This is a genomic window from Streptomyces sp. NPDC020845 (genome assembly GCF_044334165.1).
Lineage (GTDB): Bacteria > Actinomycetota > Actinomycetes > Streptomycetales > Streptomycetaceae > Streptomyces.
Genome location: NZ_JBIRSJ010000015.1, coordinates 316,521 through 330,564 on the forward strand (window position 1 = coordinate 316,521; position 14,044 = coordinate 330,564).

The window sequence follows — 14,044 nt, forward strand, 5'->3', positions numbered from 1 at the left end:
TTGGAGGGCACGGTGTTCGAGGCCGACGACATCCGAAAATGGCGCGACCATGACGTGGTGGACAGCTCCAGCCGCAAGATCGGCACGTTGGAGTCGATTTACGTGGACACCGCCACCGATGAACCCGCGTTCGCGACGATCACGGTCGGCATGCCGACCCGACGGCGACTGGTGTTCGTACCGCTCGACGGCGCGAAGGTGGGCCCGGACTACCTCAAGGTCACGTATCCCAAGAACCTGGTGCGGGACGCCCCGTCCATCGGAACCGATGACGTGCTGCCCGCCACCGAGGAAGAGGCGGTCTTCAAACACTACGAGCTGAGCTATCAGCCGGGCGCCGGCGGTGAGCGGCGGCTGGCCCGCCCCTGAGCACTCTGGCCGCACTCTGCGCACTTCGAGCAGGAGAGGATGAGATGGCGCTGTTCCTGCTGCTGCTCCTGGCGGCCGTCGCCCTGGGGATCACCGGCGCGGTCGTCAGCGGGCTGCTCTACCTGCTGATCATCGGCGCGGTCGTCTTCCTCGCCGACATGGTCTTCCTCGGCACACAGCTGCGCCACAGCGGCAGGCGCCCGGTCCGCTGACGCTTCTCATCCAGCCAGACCCGGGACAGCCGGACCCGGGCAGGACAAAACCTGCGAGGTGGGCTCCCTTCGCCGGCATTGTCCGGATCAGGTTTTGGAGGTCGCCTTCCGGTCTCCCCGACCTTCCGGCCTCTCAGCCCGACCATCTAGGACGCGTCCTCTCCGGAGAACCTCTCCGTTCCGAAGAACCGAAGTCCTTCTTCCTGGAGTACCGACGTCCTCTTTCCCGAACGTGTCTCCGGTCGAGCTCCCTCGCTCGCCCCGCAGGCTGTTATTTACGTTACTCCCGCACCTTCTGCACGACTAGTCCCGTTCAAACATTTTTTCCTTATTTGCCGACTTTTTCGCTTCACTGCCCCCTCGGGGCGGCCCCAGGAACGGGCCCGGCACTCCCGCGCCTTGGCTGCGCCGGGTGCCGCTTGCCCGGTAGGCTTTCCGTGTGATCTTCAAGCGCATCGGAAACGGTCGGCCGTACCCCGACCACGGCCGGGAAAGCACCCGCCAGTGGGCGGATGTCGCCCCACGCCCGGTACGTCTTGACCAACTGGTCACCACGAAGCAGCAGCTCGACCTCGAGACGCTGCTCGCGGAGGACTCGACGTTCTACGGGGACCTCTTCGCCCATGTCGTGAAGTGGCAGGGCGATCTGTATCTCGAGGACGGGCTGCACCGCGCCGTGCGCGCCGCGCTCCAGCAGCGCCAGGTGCTGCACGCGCGCGTCCTGGAGCTCGGCTGACCGGCCGACGACCGGACGACGCCGCCCGCTCGCCGCACACCTGTCCGACGGGCCCGTTGGCCCTTTCGGGTTGGGCTGTGTGGCAACCATTGATCATTTAGTAGGCATCGTCACCAAGCCGCACTACGCTGCGGCTATGAGCATGCTCACCCCTCCCGGCATGGGCGGAAAGTACCGCATCACGGGCAACCGTTACCCGCGTATGCGCCGACCCCGAGGCCGCCGTCGGCTCGTATTCGCCGCGATGGGTACGGTCGTCGCCCTCGGCCTGGTCGGCTGGGGAACGTTCCAGCTCATCGACGTGTTCTCGGGCGGCGACGACGACAAGACGGTGCGCGCGGCGCGGGGCACGGCGGACTGCAAACGCGAGCCCGCCAAGGGCCAGGGCCAGAACAAGGCCGACAAGACCGGCAAGGCCGCGCGTACGGCCCAGCAGGCCCCGAAGTCGCTGCCCAAGCCCGCCGAGATCACCGTCAACGTGTACAACGCCACCCCGCGCACCGGGCTGGCCAAGGACACTGCCGACGAGCTGCGGAAACGAGGCTTCAAAATCGGCAAGGTGGGCAACGCGCCCGCCGCGTACGACAAGAAGGTCAAGGCCCCCGGCATACTGCTCGGCGCTCCGGCGGCCAGCAGCAAGCTCGGGGCATTCGACGTACTCGCCACACAGCTCGCCGGCGCCCAGACCAAGAACGACGCGCGCTCGGGCAAGGACGTCGACCTGATCATCGGGACCGCGTTCAAGGACCTGGTCAAGGAGAAGGACGCCGTCAAGGCGATGGCCGCCCTGACCACGCCGAAGCCGTCGTCCTCCGCCCCGACCTGCTGACGCCTCCCGGCCCGCCGCTCAAAAGGCTCATCGGCGGGCCGCGCCGCTCAGACCACTGAGGCCGGTGAGGCCGCTCAGCCGGCCGTCCCGTACATCCGGTCCCCGGCGTCGCCGAGCCCGGGGACGATGTACCCGCTCTCGTTCAGCCGCTCGTCGACCGACGCGGTGACCACCGTGACGGGCGCGCCCGCCAGCTCGCGCTCCATGGTCTCCACGCCCTCGGGCGCGGCCAGCAGACACAGGGCGGTGACATCGTCGGCGCCACGGGATATCAGCTCCCGGATCGCCGCGACGAGCGTCCCGCCGGTCGCCAGCATCGGGTCCAGCACATACACCTGACGGCCGGAGAGGTCCTCGGGCATCCGCGTCGCATACGTCGACGCCTGCAGCGTCTCCTCGTCGCGGATCATGCCCAGGAAGCCGACCTCGGCGGTCGGCAGCAGCCGCACCATGCCGTCCAGCATCCCCAGGCCCGCCCGCAGGATCGGCACCACCATGGGGCGCGGATAGGACAGCCGCACCCCGGTCGTCGCCGTCACCGGGGTCTCGATGTCGACCTGGTCGGTGCGCACGTCCCGGGTCGCCTCGTAGGCGAGCAGGGTGACCAGTTCGTCGGCGAGCCGCCGGAAGGTGGGGGAATCGGTGCGCTTGTCGCGCAGCGTGGTGAGTTTGTGCGCCACCAGCGGGTGGTCGACGACATGGATCCGCATGGCATCGACAGTAACCGAGCGCCCCGACACCCACGCCGCCCGGCCGCCCTTCCGGCCCTCCCGGCGGCATGTCGGACAACCCGGATGCGCCAGGTGCCGCGCCGTCGGACGTTCCGCTGGTGAGGCCCGTAACGGTCCCCCTACCGGTCCGTTTCGGTCCGCGTGAGTTACATCTCTTTGGACTGGCGCACGACGCAGCGCGGAAGACCTCTCGCGAAGCGATGGTTTCTGTCACGATGCCGATTGGGGTGGGGCACTGTCCCGCCCGCCCCAGCACGCCTATGACCAGTGGGAGAGTCACGGTGTACTTCGCCGCATTGCTCGCGCGCACCGCAGAAGGGTGGGAAGCGAGCGACACAGAGCTCGATGACGTGGAGACCCTGACAGATCTGATCGAACTGGCCCGTGAGGCCTCAGACGACGACACTGTGCTGGCCTTCATCGAGCACGAAGACGCGTGGTTCGGCGTCGTCCGTGTGGACGGCGAGGAGGACCCGCACATCTATGTATCGGACGCCGCCGCGGCCGCCCGCAGCTCGTACGGCCAGATGCTCACCGACGAGCTGCTCGGCCGGGGCGCCGACGAGGACCTGGACAGCCTCGTCGACCTGGACGGCACCGAGGACGGTGAGCCCGACGCGAACGACGACGAGGACGCCGACCCGGACGCGCCGGTCCCGGCGGGCCCGCTCGGCGACGCCGACATCCTCGCCGACCTCGGCATGGACGAGAAGGAGCTGAAGGCCCTGGACGGGGACGCGCTCGAATCCATCGCCGACATGCTGGGCTGCAGCATGGAGGGGCTGGAGGCGGTGCGCTGATCGCTCCGTCGCCCACACTGGTGCCATGACCGATCCGCTGTCCGGCCTCCTCTCCGGTCCCGCCCCCGACCCCCTCCGCGACCCCTGGCGCGCACCGATGCGCCTCGCGCTGGAGGAGGCGGCGCGGGCGCCGGAGACGGGCGACGTGCCGGTCGGCGCCGTCGTGCTGGGCCCGGACGGCTCCCCCCTCGGTCACGGCCGCAACGAGCGCGAGGCCCACGGCGACCCCACAGCTCACGCCGAGGTCCTCGCGCTCCGCGACGCCGCCGGCCGCCTCGGCAGCTGGCGCCTGACCGGCTGCACCCTCGTGGTCACCCTCGAGCCCTGCACCATGTGCGCGGGCGCGATCGTCCTGTCCCGCGTGGACCGCGTGGTCTACGGCGCCACCGACGACAAGGCGGGCGCCGTCGGCTCCCTCTGGGACGTCGTCCGCGACCGCCGCCTCAACCACCGTCCCGAGGTCGTCCCCGGCGTCCTCGCAGACCAGTGCGCCGCCCTCCTCACCGCCTTCTTCCGCGCCCCTCGCCCCTAACCGATTTCGGAGCACGGCCAACCGTCCGCTAAGCTCTCTCTCGGTAGCGTGTCCGAGCGGCCTAAGGAGCACGCCTCGAAAGCGTGTGAGGGGGCAACTCCTCCGTGGGTTCAAATCCCACCGCTACCGCTCTGAAGTGCAAAGACAAGGGCCCCGACCTGATCAGGTCGGGGCCCTTGTCGCGCTCCGTCTCGTTTTCCGTCCCAATACCGTCCCATTACCGTCCCAGTCCGGGCCCCGCGAGCCGTTCTCCGGCCGCGACGGGGTGTCTCCTCCTACGCTGTGGCCACCGCCACATCACGCTTCTGGGGGGAACTGATGCTCCGACGAGCGGTACTGACACCTGGGATTACTGAAGAGGGGGCGGCGCCTGCCCGCCCCCCACGGACGCGCCGACTGTTCGCCTGGGCGTTGGATTTCGCCCTGGTCGTGGCAGTGGCCGTGCTGCTCGGCTGGTTCACCTTCCACCGGATCAGCGCCGAAGTGAGCGACGTGACGAGCCTTGCCGAAACCAGCGCTTGGCAGGTCATCACCTCGGACGGCGACTTGGCTGGGGCGGGTCAGGACGTCGGGGAGTCGCTGTGGCGGCATGCGGTGACGGCCGTCCAACAGGGCTTCGCCGCGCTGGTCGTGTTCACCTTCGCCTACCACTTCCTCTCGCTGGCCCTGCTGGGCCGCACCCCGGGCCAGGCGCTGACGGCCCTGTGCGTTGTCCGGCGCCGTGGCGGCGGGCGGCCCGGGCGGGGCCAGGCCGGGGTACGCGCCGCCGTGACCGCGCTGGTCGATGTCGGCTGGTACGCGCTGGCCTGCTGCCTGCTGGCCGGCGGCATGGTCGCGCTCTCGGTGCTGTGCTGGGTCGTCGCCGTGGCCTTCTTCGCGCTCAACGCGGCGCTGGCGCTCGTGGGCTCCCGGAGGTCGCTGGCCGACCGGCTGGGTGGCGTCACGGTCACCAGCGCCTGGCAGGTCCGCGCCGCGCTCACCCGGCTCGGCGGTGCGGTGCGGCGGCGCGGTCAGCCGGAGTATTAGGCGACGCCCTGCCCTCGGACGGCCCCAAGGCGGCGGGCCCCGGACGGCCCCAAGGCGGCAGCGCGACCGGGTCCTACGCCGCCGGCCAGTCGTCGGGGCCGCCGCCGTGCCACTCGATGAGCTGCGGGTCGTCGATCGGGGCGTCCTCGGTCATCAGGCCCGCACGGCTCAGTACGCCGCGCAGCTCATCTGCGCTGACGACGACCCCGACGTCCTCGCCGTCGATCATGACGCGGCGGCGCCCGTCGAGCGGCTCGTCCACCACCACCCGGGGCCGGTCCCTGGTCTTGTCCTCCATAGGTCCAGCGTCGCCATGACCGGAGCCGTCCGCACCTCGGGCCCGGCGGGCGGGTGGCCCGGGCGGGTGAGGATCAGCCGTGTGGGTCGTCTTGTGGTGCCTGGTCGCCTTGTGGTGCCTGGACGTCGGTGAAGAGTTCGGCGGAGTGGTGGACCTGGGCCAGACGGCGGAGCGCGGCGAGGAGCGCGTCGCCAAGGATGTTGCCGAGGATCACGGCCTCGGCCATGCCGTCGGTATCGGGGCGGCGGCGGACGAGGTCCAGGTCGGTCGCGGCGATGGCGTCGGCGGCGCGGGCGTAGTCGTCGAGCCGGTCGACAAATTCGTGCAGGCCCAGTTGGCGCAGGGCGCCGAGGACTTCGGCGGTCGCGGCGACCGAGGGGCTGTCCGTGGTGACCTTCCAGCCTTGGCGCCGGACGAGGTCGAGGACTTCGGCCGTCGCGTCCTCGCGGGCGTCGTCGTCGCAGTAGGCGGCGGTGCGGATGACGGTCTGCTGGGCCGCGCCGAGGACTTTGTGGGTGCCGGTGTCGGGGCTGTCGAGGGCGGCGATGACATCGCGCGCCACGGCGACTGACAGGCCGCCGACATCGAGGAGGGCGCGGATCAGGCGCAGTCTCCGCAGGTGGCGGTCGTCGTAGTGGGCCTGGTTGCGGCTGGTGCGCTCGCCGGGCGGCAGCAGCCCCTCCCGCAGGTAGTACTTGATCGTTGGCGTGGGTACGCCGCTGAGGCTGCTGAGCTCCCCGACGCGCATCGATGACCCTCCGGCTCTTGACTCCTCTTGCACTCTCCCATCCCCATGATAGATAGTCCCACTATCGGAAGTGGAGCTATCTACTATCTATTCAAGGGGTGGGCTCATGCTGTCCTCTCTGGGGCGGCTCACGGCACGGCATCGCTGGTGGGTCGTGGTCGCGGCGGCGCTGCTGGCCGTGTTGGGTGGTGTCTGGGGAACGGGCACCTTCGGAACGCTGACCGGCGGCGCCGGATTCGACGATCCGCACAGCGAGTCGGTGCGGGCCGACCGGATGCTCGCCGGTCCGCTGGGCCGCCAGTCGGCCGATGTGGTGGTGCTCTACACCAGCGAGAAGCACACGGTGGACGACCCGGCCTTCGCCGACCCGGTCCGCAAGGCCCTGGACGGCGTACCCCGCGCGGGCGTCGCGCACCTGGAGACGTACTGGTCGGTGAAGAAGGAAGACGGTTCCCGGGCCCGGGAGTTCATCTCCCGGGACCATCACGCCACCTACGCCACCGTCCAGTTCACCGCCGACGGCGACCAGGACCAGGTCGCGGCCCTGCACGAGATCGAGGACCGGTTCGCGGTGCCCGCCGCCTCCGGAGTCACCGTGCGGTTCGGCGGCACCGCGGCCATGACCGAGCAGGTCAACGCCCGTACCGGGGCCGATATCGGACGCGCGGAGATGCTGTCCCTGCCGATCCTGATGGTGCTGCTGCTGGTGGTCTTCGGCAGCGTCGTCGCGGCCTCGCTGCCGCTGGCCGTGGGCGTCCTGGTGGCGCTCGGTTCACTGGTGGTCCTGCGCGCTGTGTCCCTGTTCACGGACCTGTCCAGCTCCGTGATCAATGTGATCACGATCCTGGGCCTGGGGCTCGCGATCGACTACGCGCTCTTCATGGTCGGCCGGTTCCGCGAGGAGCTGGCCGCCGGAGCCGAGGTGGACGAGGCGGTGGAGCGCACCACCGCCACCGCCGGGCGCACCGTGGCCTTCTCCGGTCTGGCCGTAGCCATCTCCTTCACCGGCCTCACCCTGTTCCCCTCCCGCTTCCTCAGCTCCATGGGGTACGCGGCGGTCGCGGTCGTGGTCTTCGCCGTCATCGGTTCGCTGACGCTGCTGCCCGCCCTGCTGCGCTTCGCCGGGCACCGCATCGACGCCGGACGGCTGCCCCTGCCCCGCGGCCTGCGCCGTACAAGGCGTACGACGGGTACGCACGGCCCGGGCGGCGACGAACGGGGCCGCTGGTACCGGCTGGCCCATACGGTCATGCGCCGCCCGCTGCTCACCACCGCCCTGCTCGCCCTCTCCCTCCTGGGGCTCGCCGGACCGGCGCTCGGCGTCAACTGGGCGCGCCCCGCCGACTGGGTGCTGCCCGCCGGCGCCGACGCCCGCCAAGTCGCCCGGCAGTTGGGCGACCGCTTCGACCACGACCCCACCAAGGTCGTCACCGCCGTCGTCGAACTGCGCGGCAGCGCGGCGGACCGCTCCGGAGAGTTGGCCGGCTACGCGGAGCGGCTGGGCGCGGTCGAGGGCGTCAAGGACGCCGCCGTCACCGCCACCCGTGGCGGGCTCGCCCGGATCACCCTCCGCTACGCCCCGGACCCGATGTCCCGTAAGGCACGCGCCATGGTGGAGGAGCTACGGGCGCAGACCCCGCCCCCCGGGGCCGAGGCGCGGTTCACCGGTATGCCCGTCTCGCGGGTCGACATCGTCGACATGATCGGCGAGCGGGCCCTGTGGATGGGGCTGTTCGTGGCCGTCGTCTCGGCCCTCGTGCTGTTCCTGGCGTTCCGCTCGCTGGCCGTCCCCCTCATCACGGTGGCCATGAGCGCCCTGTCGCTGCTCGCCGCCTTCGGGGTGATCACCTTGATCTTCCAGTACGGCGTGGGAGCCGGGCCGCTCGGCTTCGAGGCGATCGGCGCCGTGGACGCGAACTTCCCCGTCCTCATCGTCGCCATCGCCTTCGGACTGGCCATGGACTACCAGGTCTTCCTGCTCTCCCGGGTCCGCGAACGCTATCTGGCCACCGGCGACCCGGCCGAGGCCACCGCCACCGCCCTGCAGCGCACCGCCGGGACCATCGCCGGCGCCGGGCTGCTGCTCGCCGTCGTGGTCGGCGGATTCGCGTTCTCCTCGATCACGTTCCTGAAGATGATCGGCATCGGTCTCGTCCTGGCCATCGCCCTGGACGTGCTGGTCGTACGGGCCCTGATGCTGCCCGCCGTCCTCGGCCTGCTCGGCCACCGCGCCTGGCGCGGGCCGGCCCCGGCACGCGCTGATCACCGGGCCGTCCCGCCGTCCCTCGAACCCCAGGAGCGTTAGCCCACCCGGGCCCGGTCCTTGTCGAAGTCCAGGTCGAGCATCCGGATCGCGTTGCCCCGCAGGATCTTGTAGACGGTCTCCGGCGGCAGCCCGGCCACATGGTCGGCCGCGACCCGCTTGGTGTGCGGCCAGGTCGAGTCGACGTGCGGATAGTCGGTCTCGAAGGTCGCGTTGTCCACGCCGACGGTGTCCAGCGAGGCGACGCCGTGCTTGTCGCGGAAGAAGCAGCAGAAGATCTGCCGGTAGTAGTACGTGGACGGCGGCTCCGGGATCAGATCGCGCACCCCGCCCCAGGCCCGGTGCTCCTCCCAGACGTCGTCCGCGCGCTCCAGGGCGTACGGAATCCAGCCCATCTGGCCCTCGGCGTATGCGAGCTTCAGCCGCGGGAAGCGCACCAGGACGCCGCTGAAGAGGAAGTCCATCATCGACGCCATGGCGTTGTTGAAGCTCAGCGCCGCCTGGACGGCCGGCGGTGCGTCCGGTGAGGCGGCGGGCATCTGGGAGGACGATCCGATGTGCATGCACACGACCGTGCCCGTCGCCTCGCACTCGGCGAAGAACGGGTCCCAGTAGCCGCTGTGGATGCTCGGCAGCCCCAGGTACGTGGGGATCTCGCTGAACGTCACGGCGCGCACGCCACGGCCTGCGTTCCGGCGGATCTCCTGGACCGCCAGCTCCACGTCCCACAGCGGGATCAGGCACAGCGGGATCAGCCGCCCGCCGCTGTCCCCGCACCACTCCTCCACCATCCAGTCGTTGTACGCCCGGACGCAGGCCAGGCCGACCTCCTTGTCCTCGGCCTCGGCGAAGGTCTGGCCGCAGAAGCGCGGGAAGGTCGGGAAGCACAGCGAGGCCTCGACATGGTTCATCTCCATGTCCGCGAGCCTGGCCTTGGGGTCCCAGCAGCCGCGCCGCATCTGGTCGCGGGTGATGCCTTCGAGGGTCATCTCGTCGCGCGAGAAGCCGACCGCCGCGATGATCCGCTTGTACGGGAAGAGCAGCCCCTCGTACTGCCACCAGTCTGTCGGCGGGCCGTCCGGGTCGGTGGTGATCCGGTACTTGCCGCCGATGTAGGCCAGCTCGCCGATTCCGGCGGTCATGGGCTTGGGGCCGCGGTCCCGGTACTTGGCGGGCAGCCAGGTGTCGAAGAGGTGCGCGGGCTCGATCACATGGTCGTCCACGCTGATGACCATGGGCAGTTCGGTTGCGCCGTTCGTCTCGCCAGTCATGCCGTCCTCTCCCCTGGTGTCCGGGCGGGACCGGACACCCACTCATCTGACGGTCCGTCAGCTGGAGGGTACGGAGTAAGGCATCAACCAGCAAGAGAAACAGCGGCTCCCTGCCTACGGCTCGCTGCTTACGATTCGCCGCCGGTGATCTCGACGTGGCGGGGCTTGACGGCCTCCGCCTTCGGGACGGTCAGGCCGAGGATTCCGTCGGCCAGCTTGGCGCTCGCCTTGCCGGTGTTCACATCGCCGGGCAGCGCCATACGGAACTCGAACCGCCCGGTGCGGCGCGTGCTGCGGCGCAGCACCCCGGGGCGCTCCGGCTCCTTCAGCTCACCGGAGACGGTCAGCTCCCGCTCGCGGACCTGGATGTCGATGTCCTCCCGGCGGGCGCCGGGCAGCTCGAGCTCGACCGTGTAGGCATCGCCGCCCTCGGCCACCGCGACCGGCGGCATCCACGCCCGTTCCGCCGCGGCGGGCAGCGCGGCACCACCGACGGTGGATTCCAGCAGCGTGCCCATCTGGTCGAAGAGCTCGTCGAACTCCGCCATCGGGTTGCGCCATCTGGAGAGCCGATGTTCGACCGGCAAACCGGCTCGTCCTCGTCGTACGGGCACGCTCATCCCCGGTCACCTTCCCTTCTCGGTCCACTACTACGAACATTTGCCTCATATCTAGACTAAGTGAGGTAGCAGGAAGGAGTCCCGATGAGTGGCGGCGGCCCCGTTGTGGTCGGAGTCGACGGTTCCGAGCCCAGTCTGGCGGCGGCGGAGTGGGCCGCCCGGGAAGCGCTGGACCGAGCGGTTCCGCTGCTGCTTCTGCACGCCTCCCCGCCGCTTCCGCCCCGGATCTCCCCGGTGCCGGGCGAGGACGCCTGGGGATACGTCGGCGAGCAGATGATCCGGCAGGCCGCGGCGGACCTCGCCGAGCGCCATCCGGGCCTGGAGGTGACCGGTGAGCACGTCGCCACGGCCGCGGACGAGGCCCTGCTCACGGCGGCGGGGAGCGCCGGGCTCATGGTCGTGGGGGCGCGCGGCTGGGGCGGCTTCGACGGGCTTGCGGTGGGGTCCGTGGCGCTGCGGGTGGCGACGGCCGCCGACTGCCCGGTGGTGACGGTTCGGGAGGGTCCCACGGACAGGGAAACAGACCGGGAAGCGGAGGTCGTGGCCGCCCTCGACGTACAGGGCCGGTTGGCCGAAACCGCCGACTTCGCCTTCCGCGCCGCCCTGGCGCACAAGGCCCGGCTGCGCGTGGTGCATGCGTGGGCACTGCCCGCCGCCGCCCCCTCCGCCTGGATGATCGGCGTCCTCGAAGAGGACCGCGGCATGTGGGAGGACCAGGAGAACCAGGCGATGTCCGACGCCCTGCGGCCCTGGCGTACGAGATATCCGCAGGTCGAGGTCTTCCCGGACATCGTTCTGCTCAACCCGGCCCAGGCGCTGGTCAGATCGTCCGCGCGGGCGCTGCTGCTGATCGTCGGCCGCCGTACGGCCGACCGGGTCGCCGAGCGGCACCTGGGGCCGATCGCCCACGCGGTACTGCACCACGCCCACTGTCCGGTCGCGGTGGTCCCGCATCCCCTTTTTTGAGGGCTCGGTTCTCCCCCAGCTACCGCTGGGAGGTGCCCCCTGCCGGGGGCCGGACCGAACGTCGGCATCAGCCGAAGAAGACGCCGAACTCCGCATAGAGGGCCGGATCCACGCCCTTGGTCCCCACCGTGACCTCGGACAGCGGCACGCGCACGATGTCCGTGCCGCGCAGCGCGACCATCGTGCCGAAGTCCCGCTCGTACACCGCGTCGACCGCGCGCAGCCCGAACCGCGTCGCCAGCCAGCGGTCGAAGGCGCTCGGGGTGCCGCCGCGCTGGATGTGTCCGAGGACCGTGGTGCGGGCCTCCTTGCCCGTGCGGTCGGAGATCTCCCGCGCCAGCCACTCCCCGATGCCGGACAGCCGCACATGGCCGAACTCGTCGAGCGAGGAGTCCTTCACCACCATCTGCCCCTCCTTCGGGACCGCGCCCTCGGCCACCACGACGATCGGGGCGTACCGGATCTTGAAGCGGCTCTCCACCCATTCGCAGACCTGGTTCACGTCGAACGGCTGCTCGGGGATGAGGATGACGTTGGCGCCGCCCGCGATGCCCGAGTGCAGCGCGATCCAGCCCGCGTGCCGGCCCATGACCTCGACGACCAGCGTCCGGGTGTGCGACTCGGCCGTGGTGTGCAGCCGGTCGATGGCCTCGGTCGCGATGTTGACCGCGGTGTCGAAGCCGAAGGTGCAGTCGGTGCCGGCGACGTCGTTGTCGATGGTCTTGGGCACGCCGACCACGTCGATCCCCTCGCCCGCCAGCACCGCGCCGACCCCGAGCGTGTCCTCGCCGCCGATCGCGATGAGCGCGTCGACCCCGTACGCCTCCAGGTTCTCCCGCACCCGGGCCACCCCGTCCTCGCTCGCCAGCGGGTTGGTCCGGGAGGAGCCGAGAATGGTCCCGCCGCGCGGGAGGATGCCGCGTACGGCGGGGATGTCCAGCGGCACGATCCCGCCCTCCAGGGCGCCGCGCCAGCCGTCCCGTACGCCGACGAATTCGAAGCCGCACTCCTGTACGCCCTTGCGGACGATCGCGCGGATCGCCGCGTTGAGGCCCGGGCAGTCGCCACCTCCGGTCAGCACACCGACCCGCATCTGAGCCCCATGCATCTGAGCCCCCTTCCGACCGCTCGCCCGATCGACGCCCCTTCGCTGCGCCTCTCTTTCCAGAATCCACCTTTATGCCGGAGACACGAATCGATTAGTAGGACTGATGAGACCACTGCGCCAAACGTGTGGATAGACTCACGCGACTGCACAGGGGCCGCAGGGGAGGCAGCACGAGATGGCACAGGCGAAGAAAGTCGCGCTCTACATGCTCATCGTCTTCGTGCTGTATACGATCATCAACAGCCCGGCGCGCGCGGCCGACCTGGTCCAGGTGGGTTTTGAGGGGATATCGGATGCCGCCAAGAGTGTCGGCGAGTTCATGACAGAACTGGTCAACTGACCGACGGATCCACCCAGGCCCCCCGGCCTCAGACCCCAGACCCCTGGCCCGCCCCGCCGGGGGTCGTCGTATATCCGCGTACGCCCCGGCGCACACCCCCACACCCACCCCACCCTTCGAACACCCGGCAACCCCACCACCAACACGTAGTAATGCGGTGCTTGCACACAGTGCACATGTCTTGTGATGCTATGACCGCTTTGCCGGGTGAGTACATCGTGAAGGGGTGGCGTGACCGTGTCAGCCCGTACCGCGCCCAGAACGCCGCCCCAGGGGGACGGCGGCAGCGACAGCGGCAGAAGCCGCGGGGCGGACGCCAGGGCGCTCACCCAGGTGCTGTTCGCCGAGCTCTCCTGCCTGACGCCCGGCACCCCCGAACATGCGCGCGTACGGGACGCGCTGATCGAGGCCAATCTGCCGCTGGTGCGCTACGCCGCGGCCCGGTTCCGCAGCCGCAATGAGCCGATGGAGGACGTGGTGCAGGTCGGCACGATCGGCCTGATCAACGCGATCGACCGGTTCGACCCGGAGCGCGGCGTGCAGTTCCCGACCTTCGCCATGCCGACCGTGGTCGGCGAGATCAAGCGCTACTTCCGCGACAACGTCCGCACCGTCCATGTGCCGCGCCGGCTGCATGAGCTGTGGGTGCAGGTCAACGGCGCGACCGAGGATCTGACGGTGCTGCACGGCAGATCCCCCACCACGGCCGAGATCGCGGAACGGCTCGGGCTCGGCGAGGACGAGGTGCTGGCCTGCATCGAGGCCGGGCGCTCGTACCACGCGACCTCACTGGAGGCGGCCCAGGAGGGCGACGGGCTGCCGGGGCTGGTCGACCGGCTCGGCTACGAGGATCCGGCGCTCGCCGGAGTCGAACACCGCGATCTGGTGCGGCACCTCCTCGTCCAACTGCCGGAGCGCGAGCAGCGCATCCTTTTGCTCCGTTACTACAGCAATCTGACTCAATCTCAGATCAGCGCCGAGCTCGGCGTCTCGCAGATGCATGTCTCCCGGCTGCTGTCCCGCAGCTTTGCCAGGCTCAGGTCCGCAAACCGGATCGAGTCATAACCGGGACGGGGGACCCTTCCCGCACTCCTTCCGGGCAGTAATGTCGACATGGCGCTACAGCGTGTTGCCGACATGTGACATTCTGCAGAAACCGCGTTTGCCGCGGCCTCACCTCCGGTATTCAGGGGGA

At 70.1% G+C, this 14,044-nt stretch carries 17 protein-coding genes, 1 tRNA gene and 1 riboswitch; of the genes, 12 read left to right on the forward strand and 6 right to left on the reverse strand.

Annotation, left to right across the window (positions count from 1 at the left end; genetic code table 11):
• Positions 1-12: 12 nt before the first annotated feature.
• The 4 genes from ACH4U7_RS37030 to ACH4U7_RS37045 all read left to right on the forward strand — a co-directional run bounded on the left by ACH4U7_RS37030 (position 13) and on the right by ACH4U7_RS37045 (position 2,146).
• Positions 13-369: a PRC-barrel domain-containing protein gene (locus ACH4U7_RS37030; RefSeq protein WP_043490772.1), complete on the forward strand. Its 357-nt coding sequence runs from the start codon at positions 13-15 to the stop codon at positions 367-369.
• A 44-nt stretch (positions 370-413) separates the two neighbouring features.
• The gene (locus ACH4U7_RS37035; RefSeq protein ID WP_398532158.1) at positions 414-581 is read left to right on the forward strand and encodes a hypothetical protein; all 168 of its coding nucleotides are present in this window, start codon (positions 414-416) and stop codon (positions 579-581) included.
• A 47-nt stretch (positions 582-628) separates the two neighbouring features.
• A riboswitch (TPP riboswitch) is annotated at positions 629-845 on the reverse strand.
• Between the two features lie 175 nt (positions 846-1,020).
• Positions 1,021-1,317 (forward strand): type II toxin-antitoxin system VapB family antitoxin, encoded by a 297-nt coding sequence (locus ACH4U7_RS37040; RefSeq protein ID WP_003986294.1) that lies wholly within the window; start codon positions 1,021-1,023, stop codon positions 1,315-1,317.
• Between the two features lie 136 nt (positions 1,318-1,453).
• Positions 1,454-2,146 (forward strand): LytR C-terminal domain-containing protein, encoded by a 693-nt coding sequence (locus ACH4U7_RS37045; protein ID WP_398532159.1) that lies wholly within the window; start codon positions 1,454-1,456, stop codon positions 2,144-2,146.
• A 74-nt stretch (positions 2,147-2,220) separates the two neighbouring features.
• On the opposite strand, the gene upp is transcribed toward ACH4U7_RS37045, so the two are convergent.
• Entirely contained in the window at positions 2,221-2,856 is a 636-nt protein-coding gene (gene upp / locus ACH4U7_RS37050) for a uracil phosphoribosyltransferase (RefSeq protein WP_014177804.1), read from the reverse strand.
• A gap of 281 nt (positions 2,857-3,137) precedes the next feature.
• Here upp and ACH4U7_RS37055 point away from each other — a divergent pair, with 281 nt between their 5' ends.
• The 4 genes from ACH4U7_RS37055 to ACH4U7_RS37070 all read left to right on the forward strand — a co-directional run bounded on the left by ACH4U7_RS37055 (position 3,138) and on the right by ACH4U7_RS37070 (position 5,235).
• Entirely contained in the window at positions 3,138-3,677 is a 540-nt protein-coding gene (locus ACH4U7_RS37055; protein WP_385626467.1) for a hypothetical protein, read from the forward strand.
• A 25-nt stretch (positions 3,678-3,702) separates the two neighbouring features.
• A complete protein-coding gene (tadA, locus tag ACH4U7_RS37060; protein WP_043487201.1) occupies positions 3,703-4,209 on the forward strand; it encodes a tRNA adenosine(34) deaminase TadA in 507 nt (168 codons plus the stop codon).
• A gap of 42 nt (positions 4,210-4,251) precedes the next feature.
• A tRNA-Ser gene (locus ACH4U7_RS37065) sits at positions 4,252-4,338 on the forward strand.
• A 282-nt stretch (positions 4,339-4,620) separates the two neighbouring features.
• Positions 4,621-5,235: an RDD family protein gene (locus ACH4U7_RS37070; RefSeq protein ID WP_398532160.1), complete on the forward strand. Its 615-nt coding sequence runs from the start codon at positions 4,621-4,623 to the stop codon at positions 5,233-5,235.
• A 73-nt stretch (positions 5,236-5,308) separates the two neighbouring features.
• On the opposite strand, the gene ACH4U7_RS37075 is transcribed toward ACH4U7_RS37070, so the two are convergent.
• Together ACH4U7_RS37075 and ACH4U7_RS37080 are read right to left on the reverse strand one after the other, a co-directional pair.
• Positions 5,309-5,533: a hypothetical protein gene (locus tag ACH4U7_RS37075; RefSeq protein ID WP_398532161.1), complete on the reverse strand. Its 225-nt coding sequence runs from the start codon at positions 5,531-5,533 to the stop codon at positions 5,309-5,311.
• A gap of 73 nt (positions 5,534-5,606) precedes the next feature.
• The gene (locus ACH4U7_RS37080) at positions 5,607-6,281 is read right to left on the reverse strand and encodes a MerR family transcriptional regulator (protein ID WP_398532162.1); all 675 of its coding nucleotides are present in this window, start codon (positions 6,279-6,281) and stop codon (positions 5,607-5,609) included.
• A gap of 106 nt (positions 6,282-6,387) precedes the next feature.
• Here ACH4U7_RS37080 and ACH4U7_RS37085 point away from each other — a divergent pair, with 106 nt between their 5' ends.
• Positions 6,388-8,586, forward strand: a complete 2,199-nt coding sequence (locus ACH4U7_RS37085) for an MMPL family transporter (RefSeq protein WP_398532163.1) — start codon at positions 6,388-6,390, stop codon at positions 8,584-8,586.
• Here ACH4U7_RS37085 and ACH4U7_RS37090 read toward each other — a convergent pair.
• Both ACH4U7_RS37090 and ACH4U7_RS37095 read right to left on the reverse strand, forming a co-directional pair.
• Positions 8,583-9,815 carry an amidohydrolase family protein gene (locus ACH4U7_RS37090; protein ID WP_398532164.1) on the reverse strand — a complete coding sequence of 411 codons (1,233 nt, stop codon included), beginning with the start codon at positions 9,813-9,815 and terminating at the stop codon, positions 8,583-8,585. The genes ACH4U7_RS37085 and ACH4U7_RS37090 overlap by 4 nt on opposite strands.
• Positions 9,816-9,943: 128 nt before the next feature.
• Positions 9,944-10,402: an Hsp20/alpha crystallin family protein gene (locus tag ACH4U7_RS37095; RefSeq protein WP_398532165.1), complete on the reverse strand. Its 459-nt coding sequence runs from the start codon at positions 10,400-10,402 to the stop codon at positions 9,944-9,946.
• Positions 10,403-10,519: 117 nt separating this feature from the next.
• Here ACH4U7_RS37095 and ACH4U7_RS37100 point away from each other — a divergent pair, with 117 nt between their 5' ends.
• Positions 10,520-11,401, forward strand: coding sequence for a universal stress protein (locus tag ACH4U7_RS37100; protein ID WP_398532166.1), 882 nt, complete (start codon positions 10,520-10,522; stop codon positions 11,399-11,401).
• A gap of 67 nt (positions 11,402-11,468) precedes the next feature.
• Here the strand turns inward: ACH4U7_RS37100 and ACH4U7_RS37105 are convergent, their stop codons facing one another.
• The gene (locus ACH4U7_RS37105) at positions 11,469-12,494 is read right to left on the reverse strand and encodes a 6-phosphofructokinase (protein WP_398532200.1); all 1,026 of its coding nucleotides are present in this window, start codon (positions 12,492-12,494) and stop codon (positions 11,469-11,471) included.
• Positions 12,495-12,684: 190 nt separating this feature from the next.
• On the opposite strand from ACH4U7_RS37105, the gene ACH4U7_RS37110 reads away from it, so the two are divergent.
• On the forward strand, positions 12,685-12,849 hold the full coding sequence (locus ACH4U7_RS37110; RefSeq protein WP_179285724.1) for a hypothetical protein: 165 nt from the start codon (positions 12,685-12,687) through the stop codon (positions 12,847-12,849).
• Between the two features lie 231 nt (positions 12,850-13,080).
• On the forward strand, positions 13,081-13,914 hold the full coding sequence (locus tag ACH4U7_RS37115; RefSeq protein WP_089514418.1) for an RNA polymerase sigma factor SigF: 834 nt from the start codon (positions 13,081-13,083) through the stop codon (positions 13,912-13,914).
• Positions 13,915-14,044: the final 130 nt, after the last annotated feature.